At 53.8% G+C, this 4,129-nt stretch carries 2 protein-coding genes; both read right to left on the bottom strand.

What is annotated here, in order from left to right; genetic code table 11:
- Positions 1-202: 202 nt before the first annotated feature.
- Positions 203-1,498 (bottom strand): isocitrate lyase, encoded by a 1,296-nt coding sequence (gene aceA / locus ACIQ0R_RS11670; RefSeq protein WP_395827565.1) that lies wholly within the window; start codon positions 1,496-1,498, stop codon positions 203-205.
- Between the two features lie 375 nt (positions 1,499-1,873).
- A complete protein-coding gene (locus tag ACIQ0R_RS11665) occupies positions 1,874-4,102 on the bottom strand; it encodes a TonB-dependent receptor (RefSeq protein WP_395827568.1) in 2,229 nt (742 codons plus the stop codon).
- Positions 4,103-4,129 lie beyond the last annotated feature (27 nt).

Raw genomic sequence — 4,129 nt, 5'->3', positions numbered from 1 at the left:
TCCTGCCTAAAAATTAGACAGGGCAAGTAGAACACCTGGGTCAATTTTGAATCAGCACTATGCCCTTTGCTGGGTCAATTTTCGGTCAGCCGTAACACGGGATGCCGCTTTCGGAGCGGTTGTTGAGATATTATCTGACGCCTGCCAGAGAACTTTTTTAAACGCAGCGTGAAAAAATTATTTTATTTTTTTATATCAATAATCAAGCAACCTTGGCTTCGAAGAATTGCTCGTCCTCTGTCGATCCGTGCAGCGCGGTAGTTGAAGACTGCCCTTGCTGGATTGCCTGAGTCACCGCATCGAAATAACCTGTGCCGACTTCGCGCTGATGCTTGACTGCAGTGAAGCCCTTATCGGCAGCAGCGAATTCAGCTTCCTGCAGCTCGACGAAAGCCGACATCTGGTTGCGCGCATAGCCGTGTGCCAGGTTGAACATCGAGTAGTTAAGAGCATGGAAACCGGCCAGCGTGATGAACTGGAACTTATAACCCATGACCCCCAACTCCTTCTGAAACCTGGCGATGGTGGCGTCGTCCAGATTTTTTTTCCAGTTGAACGATGGCGAGCAGTTATACGACAGCATCTTGCCCGGGAACCTGGCATGCACAGCTTCCGCGAACTTCCTGGCGAACGCCAGATCCGGCTTGCCGGTTTCACACCACACCAGATCGGCATAAGGCGAATAAGCGAGCGCGCGGGAAATCGCCTGTTCAATGCCAGGACGCGTCTTGAAAAAGCCTTCAACAGTGCGTTCGCCGGTCAAGAATGACTTGTCGTTTTCGTCGACATCGGAAGTCAACAGATCCGCGGCTTCAGCATCGGTTCTGGCGATTACCAGGGTCGACGTGCCGGAAACGTCAGCCGCCAGCCGCGCGGCATTAAGCTTCTCGACGGCTTCGCGGGTTGGCACCAATACCTTGCCGCCCATGTGACCGCACTTCTTGACCGATGCCAGTTGGTCTTCGAAGTGGACGCCGGCAGCACCGGCATCGATCATGGATTTCATCAATTCGTAGGCGTTCAACACACCGCCGAAACCAGCTTCCGCATCGGCCACGATCGGTGCGAAAAAATCGATATCGTTTTTGCCTTCCGACCATTGAATCTGATCGGCACGCTGGAATGTGTTATTGATGCGCTTGACCACCAGCGGTACCGAGTTGGCTGGATACAGCGATTGGTCGGGATACATTTCACCGGCCAGATTGGAATCACCGGCGACTTGCCAGCCCGACAGGTAGATCGCTTTCAAACCAGCCTTGACTTGCTGCATGGCCTGATTGCCGGTCAGCGCGCCAAGGGCATTGACGAATGGCTCTTCATGCAGCAGCGACCACAACTTGTCGGCGCCACGCTTTGCCAGCGAGTGTTCAATCTGTACAGAACCGCGCAAACGGACTACGTCTTGCGCAGAGTAATTGCGGGTAACGCCTTTCCAGCGTTGATTCTCAGCCCAATCCTTGGCCAATGCTGCTACTTGCTGTTCACGGGTAGTCATCGTCGTTCTCCGGTTAAAAGACAAAAGTAAAATCAAATCCGATGACTAAATAGTAGACCTGTCTGTGCGGGGCAACAATGTCTTATATAAGACATATAAGTTTTTTAATTCTTTTGTATTCAATGACTTATCACTAATTTTTCGCGATGCGGAATAAAATTTCTGGGAATGAAATAAGAAAATGCTGCTTCGCATTTGAGCTTTTCACATTATGAAAAGACCGTTTCGTATGTTGAAATCGTGCCGGATATCGCGGCAGGAGATCAGAAACCCGGAAAAAACCGGAGTGAAGATACGCAAAAACAGGGCAAAAAAGGCGCGAGCGATGCTCCGCGCCCTCGGGCCTGTGAATGGCCCTCAAAAACCAAACTGCGCTTAAAACGATTTTGTCATCGACAAATACAAACCGCGACGCTGCCCGTACTGCGGAGCACCGATACCGATGCCGGAACCGTCGCGAATCTCATAGACCTTATCGAACAGATTGATGACGCTCAGGCGCGTGGTCACCTTGCCAATCGGGCTGTCGCGGAAGATGTGGCTAGCACCAAGATTGACTTCGGTGTACGCCGGCAAGTGATCCGTATTGGCGAAGCCGCTGCGCAAGCCGCTGCCGAACAGCGCATCGGCGGTCCAGGTCGTGCCCTGCCACAAATAAGAGACACCGGTTGATGCTGTAATCCTCTGGTCGTGATCCAGATGCACCCAATTGCTGGCGATGTAGTTCAGCTCCGCCTGGCTGAAATTGTACTGACTCGATACGATGTTCTTACCAAGTGCTGTCGAGCGCGCCAGATTCAGGTAAGAGGATAAGTTGCCATGGCGATAGTTCAGCGTCAGCTCCAGGCCGTACACCTTGCCCTGGGCATAGTTGAAAGGCGTGTATAGCAAGGCTGATCCGAACTGCCCCTCGTCCAGCATGTTCTTGACCTTCTTGTAATAGCCATCGAGACCCAGCGTCAGGTGCTCGCTCAACTGGTGATTGACGCCAAGGTCGAAATAATCCGAACTCTCGGCCTGAACCGGATCATTTTGGCTGCTGGCTGGCGCATTGGTGGTGCCGTTGAAGCTGGCGATGGTATTGGCGCCGATCAGTTCGCTGGCGGGCGGCGTAAAGTACTTGGCATAACCGGCGTGGAAAGTGGTCTGCGGCGTCATTTGATAGACCACGCCGATACGCGGACTGAACTGGCTGGCAGTGACGTACGCATTCACCCAGTCGGCGCGAGCGCCGTAGTTGAGGGTTACTTTATCGCTCAACTTCCATTCGTCCTGCAAATAGATGCCGCTCTGGCTGGTGGTTTTCTGGCTGTTGTCAGCTAGCGCAATCGGTTGCGTCGATAACTGCGCGCCGCTGTCATCGGCCACAAACGTCAGAGAATTGTCGCTATTCTTCAGACGCTCCTGCGTGTAATTGATACCTGCCCTTATCGTGTGACTGGCGTTCAGGCGATAACTGCCGTCAGCCTGCAAGCCGTTCGCCAGGCCAGTACGCAACACCTTGGAGGCAACGCCGGTATACAAAAGATCGCCGACCTGATCCGGCTCGAACAACACTTTCGAATAGCGGCTAAACGCTGCCACCTGATAATCAATATCGTTGCCCAGCTTGCCTTGCAAGGCAAGGATGCCGTAGCGATTGGTTTCTGTCTGCCGCTCGTTGATATCGGCCGATGGCAAACTGTTGACGCCGTCAAGCTGGAAGCCTGGGCTCTGGCCCGGGCTGTTCGGTATCTGAAAACGACTTTCGGAATTTCCCAGAATCAGGCTGACACGGGTATCCGCATCAAGCATGTAGGAGAAATAGCCAAAGCCCTTGTTTTGCAGAGTCCGGTCGTGCAACGCAGTCGATGTTGCGACCGGATTTTCGATGCCAAGGTTGTTGGCTTCGAACGAGCCGTTGATGTAGTAGCTGAAGCGGTCTGTGCTGCCGCTGACGTCGCCACTGATCTGGCGTGTGTTGTTGCTACCGAACTGTACCCCGATATCGCCGCCGTCGACCTGCTCGCCGGTCTTGGTATGGATATCCACCACCCCGGCAGTGCGGTAGCCATACTGCGCCGGCAGTGCGCCGGTAAGCACGCTGACGTTTTCGACGAAGCGAGTATCCAGAGTCTGGCCGAAACCGGAAATACTCTCGGGCAGAATAATTCCGTTCAGCCGGTATTGCAGGTTGGCGTGATCGCCGCGCACATGCAGCTGACCGAAAGAATCTTGTGCCACACCCGGCGCCCGCAGCAGCACTTCATTGAATGCTGTGTCTTCGCCTTGCGGCATGGCAGCGATCTCCTTGGGGCCGATCCGGTAGATGCTGCTGCCCGTTTCTACCTGTATACCATTGCGCGCGCGATCCAGGCGATCCGCCCGCACCACGACCGCCTCGCTCGCCGAGACGCTGGCGACGGTGTTGGGCTTCATCGTGATGTTGGCGCTGGCAACTGCTTCGTCTGCAACCGTTATCGTGCCACTTTCCGATTGAAAGGCAGCCTTGTCGACACTAATGGCATTGAGCTTCCCCCGAAATTTAGTCTTCCATAGGTAACGTAAAATCAACGATCCTTTGGAAAGACCAGCAATGAAGAAGATACCAAAACAGATGTACACGGCGGAGTTCAAGGAGCTAGCCGTGCA

Origin of the sequence: Collimonas sp. (assembly GCF_044339385.1) — a bacterium.
In the GTDB taxonomy this organism is placed as follows: domain Bacteria; phylum Pseudomonadota; class Gammaproteobacteria; order Burkholderiales; family Burkholderiaceae_D; genus Collimonas.
Note: the sequence above shows the minus strand (reverse complement) of the source record. Positions and strands in the feature narration are given on the sequence as shown.